This window comes from Streptomyces termitum, from assembly GCF_014650175.1.
Taxonomy (GTDB): Bacteria; Actinomycetota; Actinomycetes; order Streptomycetales; family Streptomycetaceae; genus Streptomyces; species Streptomyces termitum.
In genome coordinates, this window is the sequence record NZ_BMUL01000016.1 from 112329 (window position 1) to 133806 (window position 21478).

Genomic DNA, 21478 nt, shown 5'->3' on the forward strand with positions numbered 1-21478 from the left:
TGGCGCGGCCGCCCGCGTGACCTTTCGTGTCCGGAACGTGCCCGGGGCAGGGGGGATGATCTCCCTCCGCCCCGGGCACACCTGGTGGGGAAGCACGTGTGCGAGAGAATGGCGGCATGGAGATGCCGAGGAACGACAGGTCGCCGGAGAGCCCCCCCGTCCTCATCGTGGGACAGGACGGAATGGCACTCGGCGACGCCCAGAGCGGCGACGAGTTCCGGGAGGTCCCGGTGACGGAAATGGTCGAGCAGCCTGCGAAGGTCATGCGGATCGGCAGCATGATCAAGCAGCTTCTGGAGGAAGTCCGGGCGGCACCTCTCGACGAGGCCAGCCGGGTCCGGCTGAAGGAGATCCACGCCAGCTCCGTGAAGGAGCTGGAAGACGGCCTCGCGCCGGAACTGGTCGAGGAACTGGAGCGGCTGTCCCTGCCGTTCACCGACGAGGCGATTCCCTCGGATTCGGAACTGCGGATCGCGCAGGCCCAGTTGGTGGGCTGGCTGGAGGGCCTCTTCCACGGCATCCAGACGGCGCTGTTCGCCCAGCAGATGGCGGCCCGCGCCCAGCTGGAGCAGATGCGGCGGGCCCTGCCGCCCGGCGCCTCGCACGACGACGAGGACGACCCGCGCGGACACGGGCACGGCCGGGCGACCGGTTCGGGGCCCTACCTGTAGGGCCGTGTCGTCGCACGTCGAACGATGAGTGTCCGAAGGGGCCCGGCGTCTGCCGGGCCCCTTCGCCGTGCGGGCCGGTCCGCCGGGCCTCTGGGGGCGGTACGGTCCTGCCCGCCGGACTCCAGGGCGTACGGCCCCGCCCGCCGGGCCCCTCCGGTGGGCGGGCCCGTGTCACGGCGCCAGCAGCAGCACCTTGCCGACGTGGGCGCCCGACTCCAGGATCCGGTGCGCCTCGGCCGCGTCCGCCATCGGCAGCGTCCGGTCCACGACCGGACGGACCGCCCCGCCCTCCACCAGCGGCCACACGTGCTCGCGGACGGCCGCGACGATCGCCGCCTTCTCCTGCTCCGGGCGGGCCCGCAGCGTCGTCGCCATCACGGCGGCCCGCTTGGCGAGCAGCGCGCCGAGGTTCAGCTCGGCCTTGACCCCGCCCTGGAGGCCGATGACGACCAGGCGGCCGCTGACCGCCAGGGCCCGCACGTTCCGCTCCAGGTACTTGGCGCCCATGATGTCCAGGATCACGTCCGCGCCCGCGCCGTCCGTGGCCGCGTCCAGCTCCTCGACGAAGTCCTGGGTGCGGTAGTCGATCAGCACGTCCGCGCCGAGCTCGGCGCAGCGGGCCAGCTTCTCCGGGCTGCCCGCGGTGACCGCGACCTTCGCACCGACCGCCTTCCCGAGCTGGATCGCCATCGTGCCGATGCCGCTGGCCCCGCCGTGCACGAGCAGCGTCTCGCCCGGCCGCAGGTGGGCGATCATGAAGATGTTGGACCAGACCGTGCAGGCGACCTCCGGGAGCGCCGCCGCCGTCGCCAGGTCCACGCCCTTCGGGACCGGCAGCAGCTGCCCGACCGGGACGGCGACCCGCTGGGCGTAGCCGCCGCCGGAGAGCAGCGCGCACACCTCGTCGCCGACCGACCAGCCGGAGACCCCGGGCCCGAGGGCCGCGATCCGGCCGGAGCACTCCAGACCGGGGTGGACCGAGGCGCCGGGCGGCGGATTGTAGAAGCCCTGCCGCTGGAGGACGTCGGCGCGGTTGACGGCGCTCGCCACCACCTCGACGAGGACCTCGCCCTCGCCGGGCACGGGATCGGGCGCCTCGGCCCAGACGAGGGCCTCGGGGCCGCCGGGTTCCGGAATCGTGATCGCATACATGGCGGCGAGGCTACTCCCGCCCCGCGCCGCGGTCCGGGAGGGGAGCCGCCGTCCGTCGGCGGGTCCGTCCCCGGCCGGGCGGGTCAGTCCTCCGGCGGGGTGCTGAGCGGGGTGACGGGGGCGGCCCGGACGATGGTGATGACCCGGTCCGTGAGCTGGAGCGGGCTGGCCGCCGGGTCGTCGTAGCTGAGCAGCCGGTGCCCGCGCAGCACGCTGACCACCAGGTCCTCGGTCTCCCGGACGCTGCGGCCCGCCTCGGCCTTGGTCACCGGGCGCTCGACGAGGTCGAGGCCGGAGCCCTGCTGGATCAGGTCCTCCATGACGGTGCCCGCGCTGGGGCTGAGCACCGAGAGGCCGAGCAGCCGGCCGGCGGCGGAGGCGCTGGTGATGACCGCGTCGGCGCCGGACTGGCGGAGCAGCGGCGCGTTCTCCTCCTCGCGGACGGCGGCGACGATCTTCGCTCCCCGGTTGAGCTGGCGGGCCGTCAGGGTCACCAGGACGGCGGTGTCGTCGCGCTGGGTGGCGATGACGATCTGCCGGGCCCGCTGCACCTCGGCCCGGAGCAGGACGCCGCTGCGGGTGGCGTCGCCGACGACGCCGACGAAGCCGTCCATGTTGGCCACCTCGATGACCTTGCTGGAAGGGTCGACGATGACGATCTGGTCCTTGCGGAGCCCGGTGGCGCAGAGGGTCTGGATCGCCGACCGCCCCTTGGTTCCGAAGCCGACGATCACGGTGTGGTCGCGCAAGTTGGACCTCCAGTGCTTCAGCCGGAACTCCTCCCGGGTCCGCTCCGTGAGGACCTCAAGGGTGGTGCCGACCAGGATGATCAGGAACAGCACGCGCAGGGGCGTGATCACCAGGATGTTGACGAGCCGCGCGGAGTCGCTGTACGGGACGATGTCGCCGTATCCGGTGGTGGAGAGGGTGACGGTCGCGTAGTAGGCGCAGTCGAGGAAGTCGAGCGTCTCATCGGCGTTGTCGTGGTAGCCCCCGCGGTCCGCGTAGACGATGAGCACCGTCAGGAGGAGCACGCCGAGGGCCATGAGGATGCGGCGGCTGACCTGCCGGAGCGGGTCGACGCTCCGCCGGGGCAGCCGGATGCGTGAGCCGGTGACCTTCTCGTCCGCGTTGCGGGCCATGACGTCACGGCTGGGGAGTTTCACGTGAAACATGCTCCTTCGGTGGCCTGCGGCCGGTCGGCCGTCGGCCAGGGGAGGGCGAGCGTCTCCGGTTCCCTGCCGGACGGCGCGCCTCCGGGCGGGACTACGGCCAGGGCGTGCGCGGCGGCGATGCCGCGCAGCATGGCCGGCCCGTTGTAGCGCAGGGGTACGAGGCCCCCGTCCCGGAAGACGACGGGCACGAGCCGGGTGTCGTACGGGTGCCCCTGGACGGCCTCGCGCAGGGGGGCGGTGGCCGCCTCCGCCGGGGAGGCGGGCGCCCGGCCGGTGAGGGCGGTCAGCAGGGGCGCGGCGAGGGTGAGCAGGCCGGAGACGGCCGCCAGCGGGTTGCCGGGCAGCCCGACGAGGTGGCGGGCGGCGTCGAGGCGGGCCAGCAGCATCGGGTGGCCGGGGCGGACCTTCACCCCGTCGACCAGGAGGGTCGCCCCGGCCCGGTCGAGGACCCGGTGGACGTGGTCGACCGGCCCGGCGGCGGTGCCGCCGGTGGTGACGACCAGGTCGGCGGCGGAGCCGGTGACGGCCGCGTGGAGGGCCTCGGCGTCGTCGCCGATCCGGCGGGTGCCGACGACCTCGGCGCCGAGCGCCGTCAGCCAGGGGCCGAGCATCGGGCCGAGCGCGTCCCGGATGAGGCCGTCCCGGGGGAGTCCGGCGGAGAGCAGTTCGTCGCCGAGGACGAGGACCTCGACCCTGGGCCGGGGGAGCACGGCGCAGGTGTCGTAGCCGGCGGCGGCGGCGAGGCCCAGGACGGCGGCGGTGACGGCGCACCCGGCGGGCAGCAGTTCGTCGCCCGCGCGGCACTCCTGGCCCCGGGGCCGGATGTCCTGCCCGGCGACGACCTCGCGGAGCGGGTGCAGCCGCGCCGGGGAGGCGGTGTCCTCGGTGCGGGAGTGCTCGGTGCGCAGGACGGCGGTGGCGCCGGCGGGGACGCGGGCGCCGGTGGCGATCCGTACCGCCTCGCCGGGTGCGAGGGCCCCGGCCGCCGCGTGCCCGGCGAGGACGGACTCCGCGCGGACGGTCCAGGGGCCGGGTCCGGCGACGGCCCAGCCGTCCATGGCGGAGCCGTCGAAGGAGGGGAGGTCGGTGAGGGCCCGCAGCGGTTCGGCGAGGGTGCGGCCGAGCGCCCGGTCCAGCGGTACGCGGACGGGCGGGCGGGCGGCGGCCGTACGGGCCCCGGCTCCGGCCCCGGCGGCGACGGCGCGCGCCTCGGACCAGGGGGTGGCCCGATGGTGCTCGTGGTCCCGGCCCTCGCTCCGGTCCCGATGCCCGTGCCCGGTTCCGTGCCCGGTTCCATGGCCGGTTCCGTGGCCGTCGTGGCGGGGGTCCCGCGCGGGCGCGGGCACGGGGGCGGGTTGTCCGGGCGTCATCCGGCCTCGTCCTGTTCGGCCGCCCATCGCTGGGCGAGCGCGGCGGCCTTGCGGGCGGCCTCGGCGACCGCCTCGGCCGGGGCCGTACCTTCCTCGGCGGCCTTCGCCGCGGCGTAGCCGACGAGGAAGGTCGTGAGGGGTGCGGCGGGGCGGGCGACGCCGTGGGCGGCGTCCCGGGCCAGATCGAGCAGGACGCCGGTGTCGACGTCCAGGTCGATGCCCAGTTCGGTCTTGACTGCGGTGATCCATTCGTCCAGCACGGCACCATGGTCCCTGATCCGGGCACGGGCGGTGGCGATGTCCTCCCAGGTGTCGCAGTCGAAGGAGGCGAGCGGTGCGGCGGGGTCGGCCGGGACCTCGACGAGGCGGAGTCCGGCGGTGAGGGTGCGCAGGGGGAGGCCGTCGAGGCCCTGGTGCGCGGCGCGCGCGGTGTCGAGCGCGCGGCGCAGCGGGCCGGTGCGGTAGGCGGCGACGAGCGGCTGGCGGCGGCCCCCGGCGTCGGTGAGCAGGGCGGCCTCGGCCTCCGGGTCCGCGTCGAGGGCGGCGAGGAGCCGCCGGACGGTGGAGCCGTCGAGGAAGGGCAGATCGGCGGAGAGCGCGAGCAGGACCTCGGCGGGGGACCCGGTCGGGGCCCCTGTGGCGGGGGTGTGGAGGGCCATGAGGCCCGCGTCGAGGGCGGCCACGGGGCCGGAGCCGGGGTTCTCCTCGCGGGTCCAGCCGACGGGCCGGACGGTCGGGCGGGGGGCGCCGACGACCACGGTGCGGCCCGCCCCGGCGCAGGCGGCGAGCACCCGGTCGAGCAGGGGCCGGCCGCCGACCCGTACCCCTGGTTTGTCGACGCCGCCGAGGCGCCGGGCGGCGCCCCCGGCGAGCACGACGGCGTCATGTGCGGTGGTCACCCCAGCAGTATGGGGCGCCGCCTTCCGGCCGTGCCCGGCGGTCTCCCCGTAGAGACGCGCCGGGCGGGTGCGCACGGGCCCGGGGGCCGTTCCTCAGAGGGTGCGGAGCAGGACCGCGGGCTGTTCGACGCAGTCCGCGACGTACCGCAGGAAGCCGCCGGCGGTGCCTCCGTCGCAGACCCGGTGGTCGAAGGTGAGCGAGAGCTGCACCACCTGCCGGACCGCCAGTTCGCCCTGGTGGACCCAGGGTTTGGGGATGATCCGGCCGACGCCGAGCATCGCGGCCTCGGGGTGGTTGATGATCGGCGTGGAGCCGTCCACCCCGAACACCCCGTAGTTGTTGAGGGTGAAGGTGCCGCCGGTGAGGTCGGCCGGGGTGAGGGTGCCCTGCCGGGCCGACTCGGTGAGCCGGCCGAACTCCCCGGCGAGCGACTCGGCGGTCCGGCTCCCGGCGTCCCTGACCACGGGGACGACGAGTCCGCGCGGGGTCTGGGCGGCGAAGCCGAGGTGCACCCCGGGGAGCCGGACGATCTCGCGGGCGGCGGTGTCCACGGTGGAGTTCAGCTCGGGGAAGCGGGACAGGGCGTGGACGCAGATCCGGGCGAGGAGGGCGAGGACCGAGATCTTCGGTCCGCCCGCCGCGTTCATCGCGGCCCGTGTCTCCATGAGGGCGGTGGCGTCGGCGTCCACCCAGCAGGTCGCGTCCGGGATCTCGGCACGGCTCCGGGAGAGCTTGTCGGCGACGGCGCCGCGCACCCCGCGCAGCGGGATCCGCTCCCCCGCGACGGCCGGGGCGGGCGCGGCGGCCGGGGCGGGGGCCGCGGGCGCGGGCCGGTCCCGGTCGGCGAGGGCCCGCTCGACGTCGGCGCGCAGGATCAGTCCTTCGGGGCCCGAGCCGGGCACCCGCCGCAGGTCGAGGCCCTGGTCGCGGGCGAGTTTGCGCACCAGCGGGGAGATGACCGGGACGGGTCCCGGGGACCCGGCGGCCACGGGGACGGGTGTCACCGGGGCCGTCGGGGTGGGGCCGGCCGTCGTTGTCGGCGTGGGTTGGACGACGGCCGGGGTCCGGGGGTGGATCCGGCGGCGGCGGGCGGCGGGGCCGGCCGTGCCGTAGCCGACGAGGACGTTGCCCGAGTACTCGGACGAGACGGCGGAGGCGGCGGCGCCGGAGCCGTCCGCGTCCGGACCGGGGGCGGCGGCCGGACCGGCGGCGGCGCCGACGGCGACCGTCAGGAGCGGTGCCCCGACGGGCAGTTCGGTGCCCTCCTCGCCGAAGCGGGCGGTGACCACGCCCCCGTACGGGCAGGGCACCTCGACCATCGCCTTGGCGGTCTCGACCTCGACGACCGGCTGGTCGATCGCGACGACGTCGCCGACGGACACCAGCCAGCGGACGATCTCGGCCTCGGTGAGCCCCTCACCGAGGTCGGGGAGCTTGAACTCCAGGACCTGGGCCATCAGTTCCCCGCCTCCCACTGGAGCCGCGCGACCGCGTCCAGGACCCGGTCGACGCCGGGCAGGTGGTGCCGCTCCAGCATCGGCGGCGGGTAGGGGATGTCGAAGCCGGCGACCCGCAGGACCGGCGCCTCCAGGTGGTGGAAGCAGAGTTCGGTGATCCGGGCGGCGATCTCGGCGCCGGGTCCGGCGAAGCCGCCGGACTCGTGGACCACGACCGCGCGGCCGGTGCGCCGCACCGAGGCGGCGACGGTGTCCTCGTCGAAGGGGACGAGGGAGCGCAGGTCGACGACCTCCAGGTCCCAGCCCTCGGCGGTCGCCGCCTCGGCTGCCTCCAGGCAGACCGGCAGCGAGGGGCCGTAGGTGATGAGGGTGGCGCCGGTGCCGGGGCGGCGGACCACGGCCCGGCCGATCGGCTCCACGCGCGCGGGCGCCTCGGGCGACCAGTCGGACTTCGCCCAGTAGAGCCGCTTGGGCTCCAGGAAGACGACCGGGTCGTCGGAGGCGATGGCCTGCCGCAGCAGCCCGTAGGCGTCCTCGACGGTGGCGGGGGTGACCACGTGCAGGCCGGGGGTGGCCATGTAGTAGATCTCGGAGGAGTCGCTGTGGTGCTCGACGCCGCCGATCCCGCCGCCGTACGGCACCCGGATCACCATGGGCATCGGCATCGCGCCCCGGGTCCGGTTCCGCATCCGCGCCACGTGCGAGACGAGCTGCTCGAACGCCGGGTAGGCGAAGGCGTCGAACTGCATCTCCACCACCGGGCGGAGCCCGTACATGGCCATGCCGACGGCCGTGCCGAGGATGCCCGCCTCGGCCAGCGGCGTGTCGGTGCAGCGGTCCTCGCCGAACTCCTTGGCGAGGCCGTCGGTGACCCGGAAGACGCCGCCGAGGGTGCCGACGTCCTCGCCCATCACGTGGACGGCCGGGTCCTCGGCCATCGCGTCGCGCATGGCGCGCTGGAGCGCCTGCGCCATGGTGGCCGGCTTGGGCCGGCCCGCCGCCCGGGCGGCCGCCGTGCCGCTCGTCGCCGTCGTCATCGGTTCTCGTCCTCCGCGTCGAGTTCGGCCCGCAGCTGTGCCGCCTGTGCGCGCAGCTGCGCGGTCTGCTCGGCGTAGACGTGGGTGAAGAGGTCCATCGGGTCGAGCACCGGGTCGGCGTTCATCCGCTCGCGCAGCTCCGCGGCCATCGTCTCGGCGGCCTCGGCCGCCGCGCGCCGGCCGTCCTCGTCGAGCAGGCCGCGCTCGGTCAGCTCCCGTTCGAGGAGGAGCACCGGGTCGTGCGCCCGCCATGCCTCGACCTCGCCGTCGGCGCGGTAGCGGGTGGCGTCGTCGGCGTTGGTGTGGGCGTCGATCCGGTAGGTGATCGCCTCCACGAGGGTCGGTCCGCCGCCGCGCCGCGCGCGGGTGACGGCCTCGGTGAGGACCTGATGGACCGCGACGACGTCGTTCCCGTCGACCAGGCGGCCCGGCATGCCGTAGCCGACGGCCTTGTGGGCGAGCGAGGGGGCGGCGGTCTGCTTGGCGAGCGGCACGGAGATCGCGAAGCCGTTGTTCTGCACCAGGAAGACGACCGGCGCCTGCCAGACGGCGGCGAAGTTCAGGGCCTCGTGGAAGTCGCCCTCGCTGGTGCCGCCGTCGCCGACCATGGCGAGGGCGACGACGTCGTCGCCCTTGAGGCGGGCGGCGTGGGCCAGGCCCACGGCGTGCGGGAGCTGGGTGGCGAGCGGGGTGCACAGCGGGGCGATGCGGTGCTCGCGCGGGTCGTAGCCGGTGTGCCGGTCGCCGCGGAGCAGGGTGAGGGCCTCGACCGGGTCGAGGCCCCGGGCGACGGCCGCCAGGGTGTCCCGGTACGAGGGGAAGAGCCAGTCCCGCTCCTCCAGGGCGAGGGCGGCGGCGATCTCGCACGCCTCCTGGCCGGTGGTGGAGGGGTAGACGGCGAGCCGGCCCTGCTTGGTGAGGGCGGTGGCCTGGGCGTTGTACCGGCGGCCGCGGACCAGCTCCGCGTAGAGCCGGCGCAGCAGCGCGGGGTCGGCGTCGGCCGCGGCGTCCGTGCCGAGCACGCGCAGCGGCTCGGCGTCGGGCAGCAGCGGGGCGGGGTCGGTGCGGGGCCGCCAGGCGGGCGGCGTGGGCCGGTGGGCCTGGGCGGCGGACGGCTCCTGGACTGTCGAACTGCGCTGTTGCAACGAGTCCACCTCCTCGTGGGAGCGGGCATGAGACCCGAAGGCGGGCGGCGCGGGTGTGGCGCGCCTCACCTACCGATTGTTCGGTCGTGGAGGCATTTTGGCTACAGGCGCCTTCAGCCTGTGGACAAACGGTTCTCCACGGCCTGAGATGGAGACAGGTCGTCCAACGGAGGAAGGCGGGGGGACATGGCGGATGAACAAATGGCCGACGCCCGGGGCGGAACCCCGGAGGAGGCCGCGGGGGAGGGCGTGGGCGAGGTGCTCAGCGCGCCCCCGTACACACCGGCGTACGCCCTCCCGGCCCGGCCGCTGGACGCGATAGACCGCGACATCCTGCGACTGCTCCAGACGGACGGCCGGGCCTCGGTGCGGTCCGTCGCCGAGCGGGTGCACGTCTCCCGGGCCAACGCCTACGCCCGGATCAACCGGCTCATCGACGACGGGGTGATCCGGGGCTTCAGCGCCCGGATCAACCACGAGCGGGCCGGCCACGGCGCCTCCGCCTACATCACCCTCAAGATCGTCCAGAACTCCTGGCGCACGGTCCGCGAGCAGCTCAAAGCACTGCCCGGCGCCGCGCACATCGCGCTGGTCAGCGGCGACTTCGATGTCCTGCTGCTGGTCCACACCCCGGACAACCGGACCCTGCGCGAGCTGGTCCTCACCCGGCTCCAGGCCATCCCCGAGGTGCTCTCCACCCGCACCCTGCTGGTCTTCGACGAACTGGACCTGGACGCGGAACCGGGGACCTGAGGCGGGCACCCGGCGCTCTCACGCGGGAGGGGCGCGGCGGGGAAGGTTTTCCCCACCGCGCCCCTCCCGTCCGCTCAGCGGGCCTTGCGGAGCCCGTCGAAGGCCATCCGGGCGACGGTCTCGGCGATCTGCGCGCGCTCCACCGGGTCCGGATGCGGCCGGTACCACTCCACCAGCGAGTTGATCATGCCGAAGAGGAGCCGGGTCGCGAGCCGGATGTCCACGTCGGACCGCAGGTCGCCCTCGGCCGCCGCCGCCCCGAGCAGATCGGCCACCCGGTGGTCGAACTCGCGGCGCCGCTCCATCGCCCACCGCTCGGTGGCCGTGTTGCCCCGCACCCGCAGCAGCAGCGTCACGTACGGCAGCTCGGCTATCAGCACCTCGACGGTGCGCCGGGTCACGTGCTCGACCCGCTCGACCGCCCGGCCGCCCTGCGCGCCCGGCTCGTCGAGGACCGCGAAGAGGCCGTCCAGGGCCCGGCTGACCGCCCGCCGCAGCAGCTCCTCCTTGCCCGCCACGTGGTGGTAGATCGAGGACTTGGAGATCCCGGCCGCCTTGGAGAGGTGCTCCATGGAGGTGCCGTCGTAGCCGCGCTCGTTGAAGACCCCCACCGCGACCGAGAGCAGCGTCTCGGGGGTGTAGGTGTCGCGCCTGGCCGTCGTCATGTCACTCGCCGCCCATCTCTGCGTAGGTCCGGCGGTAGAGCGCCAGGGAGGGTGCGTAGCGCCCGGTGGGCACGCGCGCGTGCAGCTCGTCGAGGAGTTCGTGCGCCCACGCGGCCCCGAGCCGTCGGCCCCATTCGACGGGGCCGACGGGGTAGTTGACGCCCAGCCGCATGGCGGTGTCGATGTCCTCGGCGGAGGCGACGCCCTTGGCGACGGCGTCGGCGGCGAGGTCGACCAGCATCGCCACCGTACGGGCGACGATCATGCCGGGGACGTCCCCGATGACGCTGACCTTCTTGCCGAGCGCCTGGAAGAGGCCGATCGCGCCGCGCAGCGTCTCCCAGGAGGTGACCTCGGAGGCCGAGAGGACGATCCGGGTCGCCGCCCGGTAGTCGAGGGCCAGGTCGAAGTAGACGACGTCCCGGAACTCGACCGAGGTCTGGCCGTCGGCGAGCGCGAGCTGGCCCCCGCCCGGCAGCAGGATCCGGGTGCCCCGGTCCTCCTCCGTCTCGCGCACCTCGATGCCGGCCTCGCGGACCATGGCGATCAGCTCGCCGGCCGGGCCGAGCCCGCCCTCGACGGTGATCGTGTCCGGGGCCTCGGCCGGCGGCGCGGTGTGCGGCGCGGGCCGCTCGGCGTCCCCCTCGTACGGGAACCAGCCGCGGCCGGTCTTGCGGCCGAGGCGGCCGGACTCGACGAGCCGCCGCTGCGCCAGCGAGGGCGTGAACTTGGGGTCCTGGAAGAAGGAGTCCCACACGGAGCGGGTCACGGCCTCGTTGACGTCCTGGCCGATCAGGTCGGTCAGTTCGAAGGGGCCCATGCGGAAGCCGCCGCACTCGCGCAGCGCCGCGTCGATGGTGGCCGGGTCGGCGCCGCCCTCCTCGTACACGCGGAACGCCTCCGCGTAGAAGGGCCGGGCGATCCGGTTGACGATGAAGCCGGGGGTGTCGGCGCACCGCACCGGCGTCTTGCCCCAGCCCTTCACCGTCGCGTACGCGCGCGTGGCGGCGGACTCGTCGGTGGCGAAGCCGCGGACGACCTCGACGAGCGGGAGCAGCGGCGCCGGGTTGAAGAAGTGCAGGCCGACGAAGCGGCCGGGCAGGCGCAGGCCCCCGCCGATGGCGGTGACGGAGAGGGAGGAGGTGTTGGTGGCGAGGAGGGCGTCGTCGGCGACGACCTCCTCCAGGGCGGCGAAGAGGCTCCGTTTGACGGCCAGGTCCTCGACGATCGCCTCGACGACGAGGGCGGCGTCGGCGAGGTCGGCGAGGTCGGCGGCGGCGTGCAGCCGGCCGGCGGCGTCCTCGCGGGCGGCGGCGTCCAGGCGGCCCTTCTCGACGAGGCGGTCGAGGCGGGCGCGGATCGCGCCGACGGCCTCGGCGGCCCGGTCGGGCGCGCTGTCGTACAGGCGCACCGGGTGGCCGGCGACCAGCGCCACCTGCGCGATGCCCTGGCCCATGGTCCCGGTGCCGACGACGGCGACGGTCCGGTTCCGGTCGACGGCCTCGTCCATGGCGGCGCTCCCCCTGACGGTCACGGCGCTCGTGTCGGCGCTCATAGGAGTGATCCTCCCCGATGGGTTTTCCACAGGATCGGCGGACCCCCTTGTCCCGACCGATCGTTCGGTTACTCTAACTCCGTACGCGTCTCCCTGCCCAGCTCGACGAGGAGTTGGTCCATCCATGGCCACCGCCCAGCCGACCACCGACGTTCTGGCCGAGAAGCACCGGCCCACCCTCGACCAGGCCCTCGCCACCCTCCGCAGCCGCGCCTACTGGTCGCCGTACCCGGAGCACCCGAAGGCGTACGGCGCGGACGGCTCGCTGGACGCGGAGGCCGGCCTGGCGGCCCACCGGGCCGTGCTGAACACCCGCTTCGACCTCGACCAGCCGGGCACCGACGGCTGGACCGGCGGCGAGATCTCGCCCTACGGCCCCGAGCTCGGCGTCGAGTACCCGCACGCCGACCCCGACGTGCTGCTGCCCGCGATGCGCGCCGGGCTGCCCGCCTGGCGGGACGCGGGGCCGGAGGCGCGCGCCCTGGTCTGCCTGGAGATCCTGGCCCGGATCTCGGCCCGCACCCACGAGTTCGCCCACGCCGTCATGCACACCAGCGGCCAGGCGTTCCTGATGGCGTTCCAGGCCGGCGGCCCGCACGCCCAGGACCGCGGCCTGGAGGCGGTGGCGTACGCGTACGAGGAGCAGACCCGCACCCCCGCGGGCCGGGCCTCCTGGTCCAAGCCCCAGGGCAAGCGGGACCCGCTGGAGCTGAGCAAGGAGTTCACCCCGGTCGGCCGCGGCGTCGCCCTGGTCATCGGCTGCAACACCTTCCCGACGTGGAACGGCTACCCGGGCCTGTTCGCCTCCCTCGCGACCGGGAACGCGGTGCTGGTCAAGCCGCACCCGCGCGCGGTGCTGCCGCTGGCGCTGACCGTGCGGACGGCCCGCGAGGTGCTCGCCGAGCACGGCTTCGACCCGAACCTGGTGGCGCTGGCCACCGAGCGGCCCGGCGAGGGCATCGCCAAGACCCTGGCGCTGCGCCCGGAGATCCGGATCATCGACTACACCGGCTCGACCGCCTTCGGCGACTGGCTGGAGGCCAACGCCCGCCAGGCGCAGGTCTACACGGAGAAGGCCGGCGTCAACACGGTGCTGATCGACTCCACCGACGACTACAAGGGGATGCTGTCCAACCTGGCGTTCTCGCTGTCGCTGTACAGCGGCCAGATGTGCACCACCCCGCAGAACCTGCTGATCCCGCGCGACGGCATCGCCACCGACCAGGGCCCGAAGTCGTACGACGAGGTGGTGGCCGATCTGGCGGGCGCGGTCGGCGGCCTCCTCGGCGACGACGCCAGGGCGAACGCGCTGCTGGGCGCGCTGGTCAACCCGGACGTGAAGGCCCGCCTGGAGGCGGCGGCCGGCCTGGGCGAGGTCGCGCTGGCCTCCCGCGAGGTGGCCCACCCGGACTTCCCGGACGCGGTCGTCCGCACCCCGGTCGTGGTGAAGCTGGACGGCTCCAAGCCGGACGCGGAGGCGGCGTACCTCTCCGAGTGCTTCGGCCCGATCTCCTTCGCGGTCTCGGTGGACTCCACGGCGGACGCCCTGGAGCTGCTGCGGCGCACGATCCGCGAGAAGGGCGCGATGACCGTCGGCGCGTACACGACCTCCGCCTCCACCGAGCGGGCCGTGGAGGAGGTCTGCCTGGAGGAGTCGGCGCAGCTGTCGCTGAACCTGACGGGCGGGGTGTACGTGAACCAGACGGCCGCCTTCTCCGACTTCCACGGCTCGGGCGGCAACCCTGCGGCGAACGCGGCGCTGTGCGACGGCGCCTTCGTCTCCAACCGCTTCCGGGTGGTGGAGGTCCGCCGCCAGGCCTGACGGCGGCGCGGGCGGGGCCCGGAGCCCCGCCCCGTACCCCTCAGGGGGTGTCGATCTCCGCGTAGCGCTGCACCCACGCGTGCATGGCGATCGCGGCGGCGGCCCCGGCGTTGATCGACCGGGTGGAGCCGAACTGGGCGATCGAGCAGACCGTCCGCACATGGCGGCGGGCCTCCTCGGTCAGCCCGGGGCCCTCCTGCCCGAAGAGGAGCACGCAGCGGCGGGGCAGCACGGTCCGCTCCAGCGGCACCGAGCCCGGCAGGTTGTCGATGCCGATGATCGGCAGGTCCTCGGCGGCCGCCCAGGCGGTGAGCGCCTCGGTGTCGGGGTGGTGCCGCACGTGCTGGTAGCGGTCGGTGACCATGGCGCCGCGCCGGTTCCAGCGGCGGCGCCCCACGATGTGGACCTCCTTCGCCAGGAAGGCGTTGGCGGTCCGCACCACCGAGCCGATGTTGAAGTCGTGACCCCAGTTCTCCACGGCCACGTGGAAGTCGTGGCGACGGGTGTCGAGGTCGGCGACGATCGCCTCCCGCGTCCAGTACCGGTAGCGGTCGACGACGTTGCGCCGGTCGCCCCCGGCCAGCAGTTCGCGGTCGTGGCGCGAGTCCTCGGGCCACGGCTCGGGGTGCGGGCCGACGCCGATCGCGGTGCCGTAGCCGTCGTCGTACTGGAGCGGTTCGGCCCCGGTCGGGTCGGGGTGTTCTTCGGTGGTGCTCACCCGACGAGGGTACGGGGGGCGGTCTCGTCGCCGGTCCCCCCGCCGGACTCCTCCGCGTCCTCCCCGGCGGGGCGCTGCGGCGGCAGGTCGGCGGCGGGGGTCCGGCGCAGCAGCCGGTCCCGGCCCCGGGCGGCCCGCGTGCCCAGCCACACCAGGAAGGCGGTGGGCAGGAAGACGGCGTCGGCGGCGATCATCGCGAGCGAGAAGGCCGGCAGGCCGAGCAGGAGCGCGATGCCCGCGTGCTCCAGCATCATCGCGACCAGCAGCACGTTCTTGACCTTGCGGTTGAAGAGCGTGAACGGGAAGGCGACCTGCACGATGACGGTGCCGTAGCTGAGCAGCATGACCATGATCCCGCTGGAGGCGAGGAGGTCGGACAGCGCCGGCCAGGGCGTGAAGTAGTCCAGGTGCAGCGGGTAGAACAGGGCGGTGCCGTCCTGCCAGCGCGAGCCCTGGATCTTGTACCAGCCGGCGGTGGCGTAGATCAGGCAGACCTCGGCCATGAGGACCGCGAGGACCGCGTTGTGGGTGAGGTGGCCGAGGACGTCGAGCAGGGTGCGGGGCTCCCCGGGCGCGTACTGCTCCACCAGCCACCACAGGCCCTGGCCGAGCCAGAGCACCCACAGCAGCACGTACATCCACCACTCGCCGGTGACCGGGCTGAACCATGTCGCGGCGACCAGGAAGCCGCCGAGGACGACCCACAGGACCGGTCCCGCGAGCTCCGGCCGCTTCTCGTCCCGGGCGGCCCGCCGGGCGGCCCTGCGGGCGTCCAGGGACCACACCTGGCCGCAGCGGACCAGGGTGAGGTAGAGGGCGACGAGGTGCACCACGTTGTCGCCGCCGTCGCCGAGGAAGACGGAGCGGTTCTGCAGCGAGAGCGCCCCGACCATGAAGACCACCGAGGCGGCCCGGGTGTGCCAGCCGAGGAGCATCGCCAGCGCGCCGAGCACCGCGAGCCCGTAGACCGCCTCGAACCAGAGGGTGCCGTCGGACCACATCAGGACGGAGAAGGCGCGGTTGTCGGCGATCAGCCGACGGGCCATGTCGAAGGACCAGGGGCCGTCGGGGCCGTACAGCTCGTGCCGGTTCGGGAATTCGCGCACCAGGAAGAGGAGCCAGGTCAGCGCGAAGCCGATCCGGACGATCGCCGTCTGGTACGGGCCCAGCGAGCGCGAGGTGACGGTCTGCGCCGCCTTCGCCAGCCGGCGGTCGAGCGGCACGCGCGCCGGAGCCGCGGCCGGGTCGGGGCTGGGGGCGGTCATCGGCTCGTCTCCGTGCGGGCGCGGTCGGCGTCGGTGATGTCCCACCAGGGCATCACCCGGGCGGAGGACTGGGTGGAGTTCTTCTCGTCGCTCCAGTGCGGGGCGGGCACCGGCCGGGAGACCCGGCGGAGCTGGATCCGCTCGACCTTCCCTCCGACGTCGGCGCGCGCGCCGGGCCCCTCGATGCGGAGCAGCACGATGCGGCGCATGTACTCCTCCGAGAGCCGGCCGCGGGTGCCCTTGGGGCGCCCCTCGTCGTCGTGCGCGGTGCCGTACCAGTCGACGGCGCGGCGCAGCAGGTTCTGCTGGGCGTGGCTGGGGAAGACGTTGCCCCGGATGTCCTCGGCGTCCTGCGCGGTCAGGTCGATCCAGTTGGTGACGTGGCTCCCGCCGGGCCCGGCGACCTGGGCACGGACCTGGAGCGAGATGTTCTGCTGGAGCGGGTTGGGCGCGAAGAGCTTCCAGTTCTGCTCGAACTCGGGGTAGATCCAGTCGTCCACGGCCTGCCCGTGCTGCTTGGTGAGCGTGTTCGACGGCGCCACGTGCAGGAAGACCATGGCCAGGTGCAGGCAGGCGAGGACGGCCAGGGCGGCGAGGGCCACCGCGGCGACGATCTGGTACGGCAGGGACAGCGCCAGGATCCCCCCGGTCGGCCGCCGCTCGCTGCCGTCGATGTGCGCGCTCATCCCACCCCGATCCCGGGCTTCCCGACCCGATCCCGAACCCACGGCGACCCGCTCGCCCGCGCCCCGGACGGGGCGGGCGGTCATCCACAGGGTTGACACCCTACGGGCCGCCGACCCACCATTGAAGTCATTGAACCGAACGATCGGTCGGTAGGGGGTCCGATGACCGCAGGAACGGCAGGGACGGCGATGACCGCGCGAGCACCCGGCACGGACGCCGCGGACGCGGCGGCACAGGCCGCCCGCGAGGCGGTGTTCGACGCCGCCGTCGCCGCCGACGAGCGCATCGAGCCGCGCGACTGGATGCCGGAGGCGTACCGCGCCACCCTCGTCCGCCAGATCGCGCAGCACGCCCACTCCGAGATCATCGGCATGCAGCCCGAGGCCAACTGGATCACCCGCGCGCCCTCGCTGCGCCGCAAGGCCATCCTCATGGCCAAGGTCCAGGACGAGGCCGGCCACGGGCTGTACCTGTACAGCGCCGCCGAGACCCTCGGCGTCAGCCGCGACGAGCTCCTCGACAAGCTCCACACCGGCCGCCAGAAGTACTCCTCGATCTTCAACTACCCCACCCTGACCTGGGCCGACGTCGGCGCCATCGGCTGGCTCGTCGACGGCGCCGCCATCACCAACCAGGTCCCCCTCTGCCGCTGCTCCTACGGCCCCTACGCCCGCGCGATGGTCCGGGTCTGCAAGGAGGAGTCCTTCCACCAGCGCCAGGGGTACGAGGCCCTCCTCGCCCTCTCCCGGGGCACCGAGGCCCAGCACGCCATGGCGCAGGACGCGGTGAACCGCTGGTGGTGGCCGTCTCTGATGATGTTCGGCCCGCCCGACGACGAGTCCGCCCACTCCGCCCGCTCGATGGCCTGGAAGATCAAGCGGCACTCCAACGACGAACTGCGCCAGCGCTTCGTCGACATCGCCGCCCCGCAGGCCGAGGCCCTCGGCCTCACCCTCCCCGACCCCGACCTGAAGTGGAACGAGGAGCGCGGGCACCACGACTTCGGCCCCATCGACTGGACCGAGTTCCGGGACGTCCTCAAGGGCAACGGCCCCTGCAACGAACAGCGCATCACCCAGCGCCGCCGGGCCCACGAGGACGGCACCTGGGTCCGCGAGGCCGCCGCGGCCCACGCACGCAAGCACACCGCACAGCCCGGGGAGGCACAGGCATGAGCACCGACACGTGGCCCCTGTGGGAGGTGTTCGTCCGCTCCCGCCGAGGGCTCTCGCACACCCACGCCGGCAGCCTCCACGCCCCCGACGCCGAGATGGCCCTGCGCAACGCGCGCGACCTCTACACCCGCCGCATGGAGGGCGTCTCCCTCTGGGTCGTCCCCTCCACCGCCATCACCGCCTCCTCCCCGGACGAGAAGGACCCCTTCTTCGAACCGGCCGCCGACAAGCCCTACCGGCACCCCACGTTCTACGAGATCCCGGAGGGGGTGAAGCACCTGTGACCGGCACCGACACCACCACCGCCCGTCCGGCCCCCGCCCTCGGCGGGGCGCCCGCCCGCGCCGCCCTCGCCCTCGGCGACGACGCCCTCGTCCTCGCCCAGCGCCTGGGGGAGTGGGCCGGCGGCGCCCCCGTCCTGGAGGAGGAGGTCGCCCTCGCCAACATCGCGCTCGACCTCCTCGGCCAGGCCCGCGTCCTGCTCTCCCTCACCGGCGACGAGGACGAGCTCGCCTTCCTCCGCGAGGAGCGCGCCTTCCTCAACCTCCAGCTCGTCGAGCAGCCCAACGGCGACTTCGCCCACACCATCGCCCGCCAGCTGTACTTCTCCACCTATCAGCACCTCCTCTACGCCGAGCTCGCCGCGGGCGACGGCCCCCTCGCCGGACTCGCCGCCAAGGCCGTCAAGGAGGTCGCCTACCACCGGGACCACGCCGAGCAGTGGACCCTCCGCCTCGGCGACGGCACCGACGAGTCCCACCACCGCATGGGGACCGCCTGCGACGCCCTCTGGCGGTACACCGGCGAGCCCTTCCAGCCGGTCGACGGCCTCGGCACCGACACCGCCGCCTTTGAACCCGCCTGGCTCGACTCGGTCACCGCGGTCCTCACCCGCGCCGGCCTCACCGTCCCCGACGGCCCCCGCACCGGCGCCTGGGCGGCCGGCGCCGGCCGCCAGGGCCTCCACACCGAGCACTTCGGCCGGATGCTCGCCGAGATGCAGCACCTGCACCGCAGCCACCCGGGGGCGACATGGTGACCACCGCCCCCGCCTCGGCCCCCGGCACCGGCACCGGCACCGGCATGATCACCGGCACCCAGGCGCCCACCGCGCTCGAAGCGGAGCTCGCCCGCGTCGCCGGCGCCGTGCCCGACCCCGAGCTGCCCGTCCTCACCCTCGCCGACCTCGGCGTCCTGCGCGGGGTCCACCTCACCGGCCCCGGCCGCGCCGAGGTCACCCTCACCCCCACCTACACCGGCTGCCCCGCCGTCGAGGCCATGTCCGCCGACATCGAACAGGCCCTCCACGCGCACGGAGTCCCCGACGTCACCGTCGTCACCGTCCTCGCCCCAGCCTGGAGCACCGACGACATCAGCGAGGAGGGCCGCCGCAAACTCACCGAGTTCGGCATCGCCCCGCCCCGCCCGCAGGGACCGCCCGGCGGCCCCGTCGCCCTCACCCTCGCCATCCGCTGCCCCCACTGCGGCTCCACCGACACCGAACTCCTCAGCCGCTTCTCCTCCACCGCCTGCAAGGCCCTGCGCCGCTGCGCCGCCTGCCGCGAACCGTTCGACCACTTCAAGGAGTTGTAGATGTTCCACCCGCTCCCGGTGAGCCGGGTCGAGCGCCTCACCGACGACTCCGTGGCCGTCACCTTCGCCGTCCCCGACGCGCTCCGGGAGACCTTCCGGCACCGCCCCGGCCAGCACCTCGCCCTGCGCCGCACCGACGAGACCGGCCGGGAGATCCGCCGCACCTACTCGATCTGCTCCCCCGCCGCACCGGCCGGCGAGCGGCCCGAACTCCGTGTCGGCATCCGCCTCGTCGACGGCGGCGCCTTCTCCACCTGGGCCCTCAAGGAACTCGCCCCCGGCCACACCGTCGACGTCATGGCGCCCACCGGCCGCTTCGTCCTCGACCCCCGCCCCGGCCACTTCGCCGCCGTCGCCGGAGGCAGCGGCATCACCCCGGTCCTCTCCATGGCCGCCACCCTCCTCGACCGCGAACCCGAGGCCCGGTTCTGCCTGATCCGCAGCGACCGCACCGCCGCCTCCACGATGTTCCTCGACGAGGTCGCCGACCTGAAGGACCGCCACCCCGACCGCTTCCAGCTCGTCACCGCCCTCTCCCGCGAAGAGCAGCAGGCCGGACTCCCCTCCGGCCGCCTCGACCAGGACCGGCTCGCCGCCCTCCTGCCGGCTCTGCTCCCCGTCCCCGCCGTCGACGGCTGGTTCCTCTGCGGCCCCCTCGGCCTCGTCCAGGGCGCCGAGCGGGCCCTGCGCGGCCTCGGCGTCGACCGCGCCCGCGTCCACCAGGAGATCTTCCACGTCGACGACGGTTCGGGCCCCGCCCCCGTCCCCACCGCCGACACCCCCGCCCACGCCACCCTCACGGCCACCCTCCACGGCCGCTCCGGCACCTGGCCCGTCGAGCGCGGCGAGACCCTCCTCGACACCGTCCTGCGCGCCCGCGCCGACGCCCCCTACGCCTGCAAGGGCGGCGTCTGCGGCACCTGCCGTGCCTTCCTCGTCGACGGCGAGGTCCGCATGGACCGCAACTTCGCCCTTGAACCGGAGGAGACCGACGCCGGATACGTCCTCGCCTGCCAGTCCCACCCCGTCACCCCCGACGTGGAGCTGGACTTCGACCGCTGAGCCCATTCCCTTCCGCTAGAACCTGTTCTATCTTGACGGCCCGTCAGAAGCACGCCTCCGGCGGGCCGTCGGAACAGCAACGGAAGGACCGGGCCATGGACTTCACGTTCACCGAGGAGCAGCAGGCGGCCGCGGAGACCGCCCGCGCCGTCTTCGCCGACGTCGCCCCCGACGCCGTCCCCAGCCCCGCCCTCACCCCCACCGCCGTCGCCGACGACCTCGACCGGGACCTGTGGCGGCGCCTCGCCGCCACCGACCTCCTCGGCCTCCTCGCCGGCCCCGAGCACGGCGGCACCGGCCTCGACCCCATCGCGCTCTGCCTGGTCCTGCGCGAGTCCGGCCGCGTCCTGGCCCGCGTCCCCCTCCTGGAGACCGCCGCCGTCACCCACGTCCTGCGGCACCACGCACCGGCCGCCACCGCCGCCGCACTCCTGCCCGAGGTCGCCGCGGGCCGCCTGGTCCTCACCGCCGCCACCCACGGCAGCACCGGCCACGAACCCGCCGAGCGGGCCGTCACCGCCCGCCACGACAGCACCCACTGGACCCTGGACGGCGGCACCGACCACGTCCCGTGGGCCCACCCGGCCGACCTCATCGCCGTCCCCGCCCGCACCGCCGAAGGCCGCACGGTCCTCGCCCTGCTCCCCCGCGACCACCCCGGACTCGCCCTCGACGCCCAGTACGGCACCCACGGCGAGCGCCTCGCCCGCCTCCGCCTCGACGCCGTACGGATCCCCGCCGACCGCGTCCTCGACGACACCGCCGCCTGGCCCGCGCTCCGCGCCCTGCTCACCACCGGAACCTGCGCCCTCGCCCTCGGCCTCGGCGAACAGGTCCTCGCCATGACCAGCCAGTACACCGGAAAGCGCGAGCAGTTCGGCCACCCCGTGGCCACCTTCCAGGCCGTCGCCGTCCAGACCGCCGACCGCTACATCGACCTGCGCGCCATGGAGGCCACCCTGTGGCAGGCGGCCTGGCGCGTCACGACCGGCGCCGACACGGCCCTGCCGGTCGAGGCGGACCTCGCCGTCGCCAAGATCTGGGCGGCGGAAGGGGTACGCCGCGTCGTCCAGACCGCCCAGCACCTGCACGGCGGCTTCGGCGCCGACACCGACTACCCCCTGCACCGCTACCACGCGTGGGCGAAGTACCTCGAACTCTCCCTCGGCCCGGCCGCCGCCCACGAGGACGCCCTCGGCGACCTCATCGCCGCCCACCCCCTGAGCTGACGGCCGACACACCCCAGAAAGCCCGAAAGCCCGGCCCCGGGCATCAA

General features: G+C 74.5%; 21 protein-coding genes. 9 read left to right on the plus strand and 12 right to left on the minus strand.

Annotated elements, in window-relative coordinates:
* Nucleotides 1-116: 116 nt before the first annotated feature.
* Nucleotides 117-671, plus strand: a complete 555-nt coding sequence (locus IE219_RS25710) for a bacterial proteasome activator family protein (RefSeq protein ID WP_189981658.1) — start codon at nucleotides 117-119, stop codon at nucleotides 669-671.
* 171 nt (nucleotides 672-842) lie between these two features.
* On the opposite strand, the gene IE219_RS25715 is transcribed toward IE219_RS25710, so the two are convergent.
* The 7 genes from IE219_RS25715 to pdhA all read right to left on the minus strand — a co-directional run bounded on the left by IE219_RS25715 (nucleotide 843) and on the right by pdhA (nucleotide 8916).
* Nucleotides 843-1823 carry an NAD(P)H-quinone oxidoreductase gene (locus tag IE219_RS25715; protein ID WP_189981660.1) on the minus strand — a complete coding sequence of 327 codons (981 nt, stop codon included), beginning with the start codon at nucleotides 1821-1823 and terminating at the stop codon, nucleotides 843-845.
* A gap of 83 nt (nucleotides 1824-1906) precedes the next feature.
* Entirely contained in the window at nucleotides 1907-2998 is a 1092-nt protein-coding gene (locus tag IE219_RS25720; protein ID WP_189981662.1) for a potassium channel family protein, read from the minus strand.
* Nucleotides 2986-4368, minus strand: coding sequence for a molybdopterin molybdotransferase MoeA (locus tag IE219_RS25725; RefSeq protein WP_229850000.1), 1383 nt, complete (start codon nucleotides 4366-4368; stop codon nucleotides 2986-2988). The genes IE219_RS25720 and IE219_RS25725 overlap by 13 nt, the downstream gene beginning before the upstream one ends.
* The gene (locus IE219_RS31975) at nucleotides 4365-5267 is read right to left on the minus strand and encodes an NTP transferase domain-containing protein (protein WP_229850001.1); all 903 of its coding nucleotides are present in this window, start codon (nucleotides 5265-5267) and stop codon (nucleotides 4365-4367) included. The genes IE219_RS25725 and IE219_RS31975 overlap by 4 nt, the downstream gene beginning before the upstream one ends.
* Nucleotides 5268-5360: 93 nt before the next feature.
* Nucleotides 5361-6725 carry a dihydrolipoamide acetyltransferase family protein gene (locus IE219_RS25730; RefSeq protein WP_189981665.1) on the minus strand — a complete coding sequence of 455 codons (1365 nt, stop codon included), beginning with the start codon at nucleotides 6723-6725 and terminating at the stop codon, nucleotides 5361-5363.
* The gene (locus IE219_RS25735) at nucleotides 6725-7762 is read right to left on the minus strand and encodes an alpha-ketoacid dehydrogenase subunit beta (RefSeq protein ID WP_189981667.1); all 1038 of its coding nucleotides are present in this window, start codon (nucleotides 7760-7762) and stop codon (nucleotides 6725-6727) included. Before IE219_RS25735 ends, IE219_RS25730 begins: the two co-directional genes overlap by 1 nt.
* Nucleotides 7759-8916: a pyruvate dehydrogenase (acetyl-transferring) E1 component subunit alpha gene (gene pdhA, locus IE219_RS25740; protein ID WP_189981721.1), complete on the minus strand. Its 1158-nt coding sequence runs from the start codon at nucleotides 8914-8916 to the stop codon at nucleotides 7759-7761. Before pdhA ends, IE219_RS25735 begins: the two co-directional genes overlap by 4 nt.
* A 177-nt stretch (nucleotides 8917-9093) precedes the next feature.
* Here pdhA and IE219_RS25745 point away from each other — a divergent pair, with 177 nt between their 5' ends.
* A complete protein-coding gene (locus IE219_RS25745; protein WP_189981669.1) occupies nucleotides 9094-9660 on the plus strand; it encodes an Lrp/AsnC family transcriptional regulator in 567 nt (188 codons plus the stop codon).
* Between the two features lie 74 nt (nucleotides 9661-9734).
* On the opposite strand, the gene IE219_RS25750 is transcribed toward IE219_RS25745, so the two are convergent.
* Both IE219_RS25750 and IE219_RS25755 read right to left on the minus strand, forming a co-directional pair.
* A complete protein-coding gene (locus IE219_RS25750; protein WP_189981671.1) occupies nucleotides 9735-10325 on the minus strand; it encodes a TetR/AcrR family transcriptional regulator in 591 nt (196 codons plus the stop codon).
* A 1-nt stretch (nucleotide 10326) separates the two neighbouring features.
* A complete protein-coding gene (locus IE219_RS25755) occupies nucleotides 10327-11835 on the minus strand; it encodes a 3-hydroxyacyl-CoA dehydrogenase (protein ID WP_189981724.1) in 1509 nt (502 codons plus the stop codon).
* A gap of 169 nt (nucleotides 11836-12004) precedes the next feature.
* Here IE219_RS25755 and paaN point away from each other — a divergent pair, with 169 nt between their 5' ends.
* Nucleotides 12005-13702 (plus strand): phenylacetic acid degradation protein PaaN, encoded by a 1698-nt coding sequence (gene paaN, locus IE219_RS25760; RefSeq protein ID WP_189981673.1) that lies wholly within the window; start codon nucleotides 12005-12007, stop codon nucleotides 13700-13702.
* Nucleotides 13703-13742: 40 nt separating this feature from the next.
* Here the strand turns inward: paaN and IE219_RS25765 are convergent, their stop codons facing one another.
* Genes IE219_RS25765 through IE219_RS25775 form a run of 3 tightly spaced genes read right to left on the minus strand, consistent with a single transcriptional unit; the run spans nucleotide 13743 to nucleotide 16371 of the window.
* Nucleotides 13743-14420 (minus strand): TrmH family RNA methyltransferase, encoded by a 678-nt coding sequence (locus IE219_RS25765; protein ID WP_189981675.1) that lies wholly within the window; start codon nucleotides 14418-14420, stop codon nucleotides 13743-13745.
* Entirely contained in the window at nucleotides 14417-15685 is a 1269-nt protein-coding gene (locus IE219_RS25770; RefSeq protein ID WP_229850002.1) for an HTTM domain-containing protein, read from the minus strand. Before IE219_RS25770 ends, IE219_RS25765 begins: the two co-directional genes overlap by 4 nt.
* On the minus strand, nucleotides 15682-16371 hold the full coding sequence (locus IE219_RS25775; RefSeq protein ID WP_189981678.1) for a DUF5819 family protein: 690 nt from the start codon (nucleotides 16369-16371) through the stop codon (nucleotides 15682-15684). Before IE219_RS25775 ends, IE219_RS25770 begins: the two co-directional genes overlap by 4 nt.
* Nucleotides 16372-16560: 189 nt before the next feature.
* Here IE219_RS25775 and paaA point away from each other — a divergent pair, with 189 nt between their 5' ends.
* The 6 genes from paaA to IE219_RS25805 all read left to right on the plus strand — a co-directional run bounded on the left by paaA (nucleotide 16561) and on the right by IE219_RS25805 (nucleotide 21431).
* Nucleotides 16561-17547, plus strand: coding sequence for a 1,2-phenylacetyl-CoA epoxidase subunit PaaA (paaA, locus tag IE219_RS25780; protein WP_229850003.1), 987 nt, complete (start codon nucleotides 16561-16563; stop codon nucleotides 17545-17547).
* Nucleotides 17544-17831 (plus strand): 1,2-phenylacetyl-CoA epoxidase subunit PaaB, encoded by a 288-nt coding sequence (gene paaB, locus IE219_RS25785; protein ID WP_189981681.1) that lies wholly within the window; start codon nucleotides 17544-17546, stop codon nucleotides 17829-17831. The genes paaA and paaB overlap by 4 nt, the downstream gene beginning before the upstream one ends.
* Nucleotides 17828-18586: a 1,2-phenylacetyl-CoA epoxidase subunit PaaC gene (gene paaC, locus IE219_RS25790; protein WP_189981683.1), complete on the plus strand. Its 759-nt coding sequence runs from the start codon at nucleotides 17828-17830 to the stop codon at nucleotides 18584-18586. The genes paaB and paaC overlap by 4 nt, the downstream gene beginning before the upstream one ends.
* 44 nt (nucleotides 18587-18630) lie before the next feature.
* Entirely contained in the window at nucleotides 18631-19140 is a 510-nt protein-coding gene (paaD, locus tag IE219_RS25795; RefSeq protein ID WP_189981726.1) for a 1,2-phenylacetyl-CoA epoxidase subunit PaaD, read from the plus strand.
* Nucleotides 19141-20202 (plus strand): 2Fe-2S iron-sulfur cluster-binding protein, encoded by a 1062-nt coding sequence (locus tag IE219_RS25800; RefSeq protein WP_189981685.1) that lies wholly within the window; start codon nucleotides 19141-19143, stop codon nucleotides 20200-20202.
* A 95-nt stretch (nucleotides 20203-20297) separates the two neighbouring features.
* Nucleotides 20298-21431: an acyl-CoA dehydrogenase family protein gene (locus tag IE219_RS25805; protein WP_189981687.1), complete on the plus strand. Its 1134-nt coding sequence runs from the start codon at nucleotides 20298-20300 to the stop codon at nucleotides 21429-21431.
* The last annotated feature ends 47 nt before the right edge of the window (nucleotides 21432-21478 follow it).

What these genes read in the sequence shown, in the direction of transcription:
- IE219_RS25755 (WP_189981724.1), bottom strand. Translation starts at nt 11,835, where the DNA reads ATGGACGAGGCCGTCGACCGGAACCGGACCGTCGCCGTCGTCGGCACC.
- paaN (WP_189981673.1), top strand. Translation starts at nt 12,005, where the DNA reads ATGGCCACCGCCCAGCCGACCACCGACGTTCTGGCCGAGAAGCACCGG.
- IE219_RS25725 (WP_229850000.1), bottom strand. Translation starts at nt 4,368, where the DNA reads ATGACGCCCGGACAACCCGCCCCCGTGCCCGCGCCCGCGCGGGACCCC.
- paaB (WP_189981681.1), top strand. Translation starts at nt 17,544, where the DNA reads ATGAGCACCGACACGTGGCCCCTGTGGGAGGTGTTCGTCCGCTCCCGC.
- IE219_RS25715 (WP_189981660.1), bottom strand. Translation starts at nt 1,823, where the DNA reads ATGTATGCGATCACGATTCCGGAACCCGGCGGCCCCGAGGCCCTCGTC.
- IE219_RS25775 (WP_189981678.1), bottom strand. Translation starts at nt 16,371, where the DNA reads ATGAGCGCGCACATCGACGGCAGCGAGCGGCGGCCGACCGGGGGGATC.
- paaD (WP_189981726.1), top strand. Translation starts at nt 18,631, where the DNA reads ATGATCACCGGCACCCAGGCGCCCACCGCGCTCGAAGCGGAGCTCGCC.
- IE219_RS25770 (WP_229850002.1), bottom strand. Translation starts at nt 15,685, where the DNA reads ATGACCGCCCCCAGCCCCGACCCGGCCGCGGCTCCGGCGCGCGTGCCG.
- IE219_RS25735 (WP_189981667.1), bottom strand. Translation starts at nt 7,762, where the DNA reads ATGACGACGGCGACGAGCGGCACGGCGGCCGCCCGGGCGGCGGGCCGG.
- IE219_RS25805 (WP_189981687.1), top strand. Translation starts at nt 20,298, where the DNA reads ATGGACTTCACGTTCACCGAGGAGCAGCAGGCGGCCGCGGAGACCGCC.
- IE219_RS25745 (WP_189981669.1), top strand. Translation starts at nt 9,094, where the DNA reads ATGGCGGATGAACAAATGGCCGACGCCCGGGGCGGAACCCCGGAGGAG.
- IE219_RS25710 (WP_189981658.1), top strand. Translation starts at nt 117, where the DNA reads ATGGAGATGCCGAGGAACGACAGGTCGCCGGAGAGCCCCCCCGTCCTC.
- IE219_RS25800 (WP_189981685.1), top strand. Translation starts at nt 19,141, where the DNA reads ATGTTCCACCCGCTCCCGGTGAGCCGGGTCGAGCGCCTCACCGACGAC.
- IE219_RS25720 (WP_189981662.1), bottom strand. Translation starts at nt 2,998, where the DNA reads ATGTTTCACGTGAAACTCCCCAGCCGTGACGTCATGGCCCGCAACGCG.
- IE219_RS25750 (WP_189981671.1), bottom strand. Translation starts at nt 10,325, where the DNA reads ATGACGACGGCCAGGCGCGACACCTACACCCCCGAGACGCTGCTCTCG.
- paaA (WP_229850003.1), top strand. Translation starts at nt 16,561, where the DNA reads ATGACCGCGCGAGCACCCGGCACGGACGCCGCGGACGCGGCGGCACAG.
- IE219_RS25730 (WP_189981665.1), bottom strand. Translation starts at nt 6,725, where the DNA reads ATGGCCCAGGTCCTGGAGTTCAAGCTCCCCGACCTCGGTGAGGGGCTC.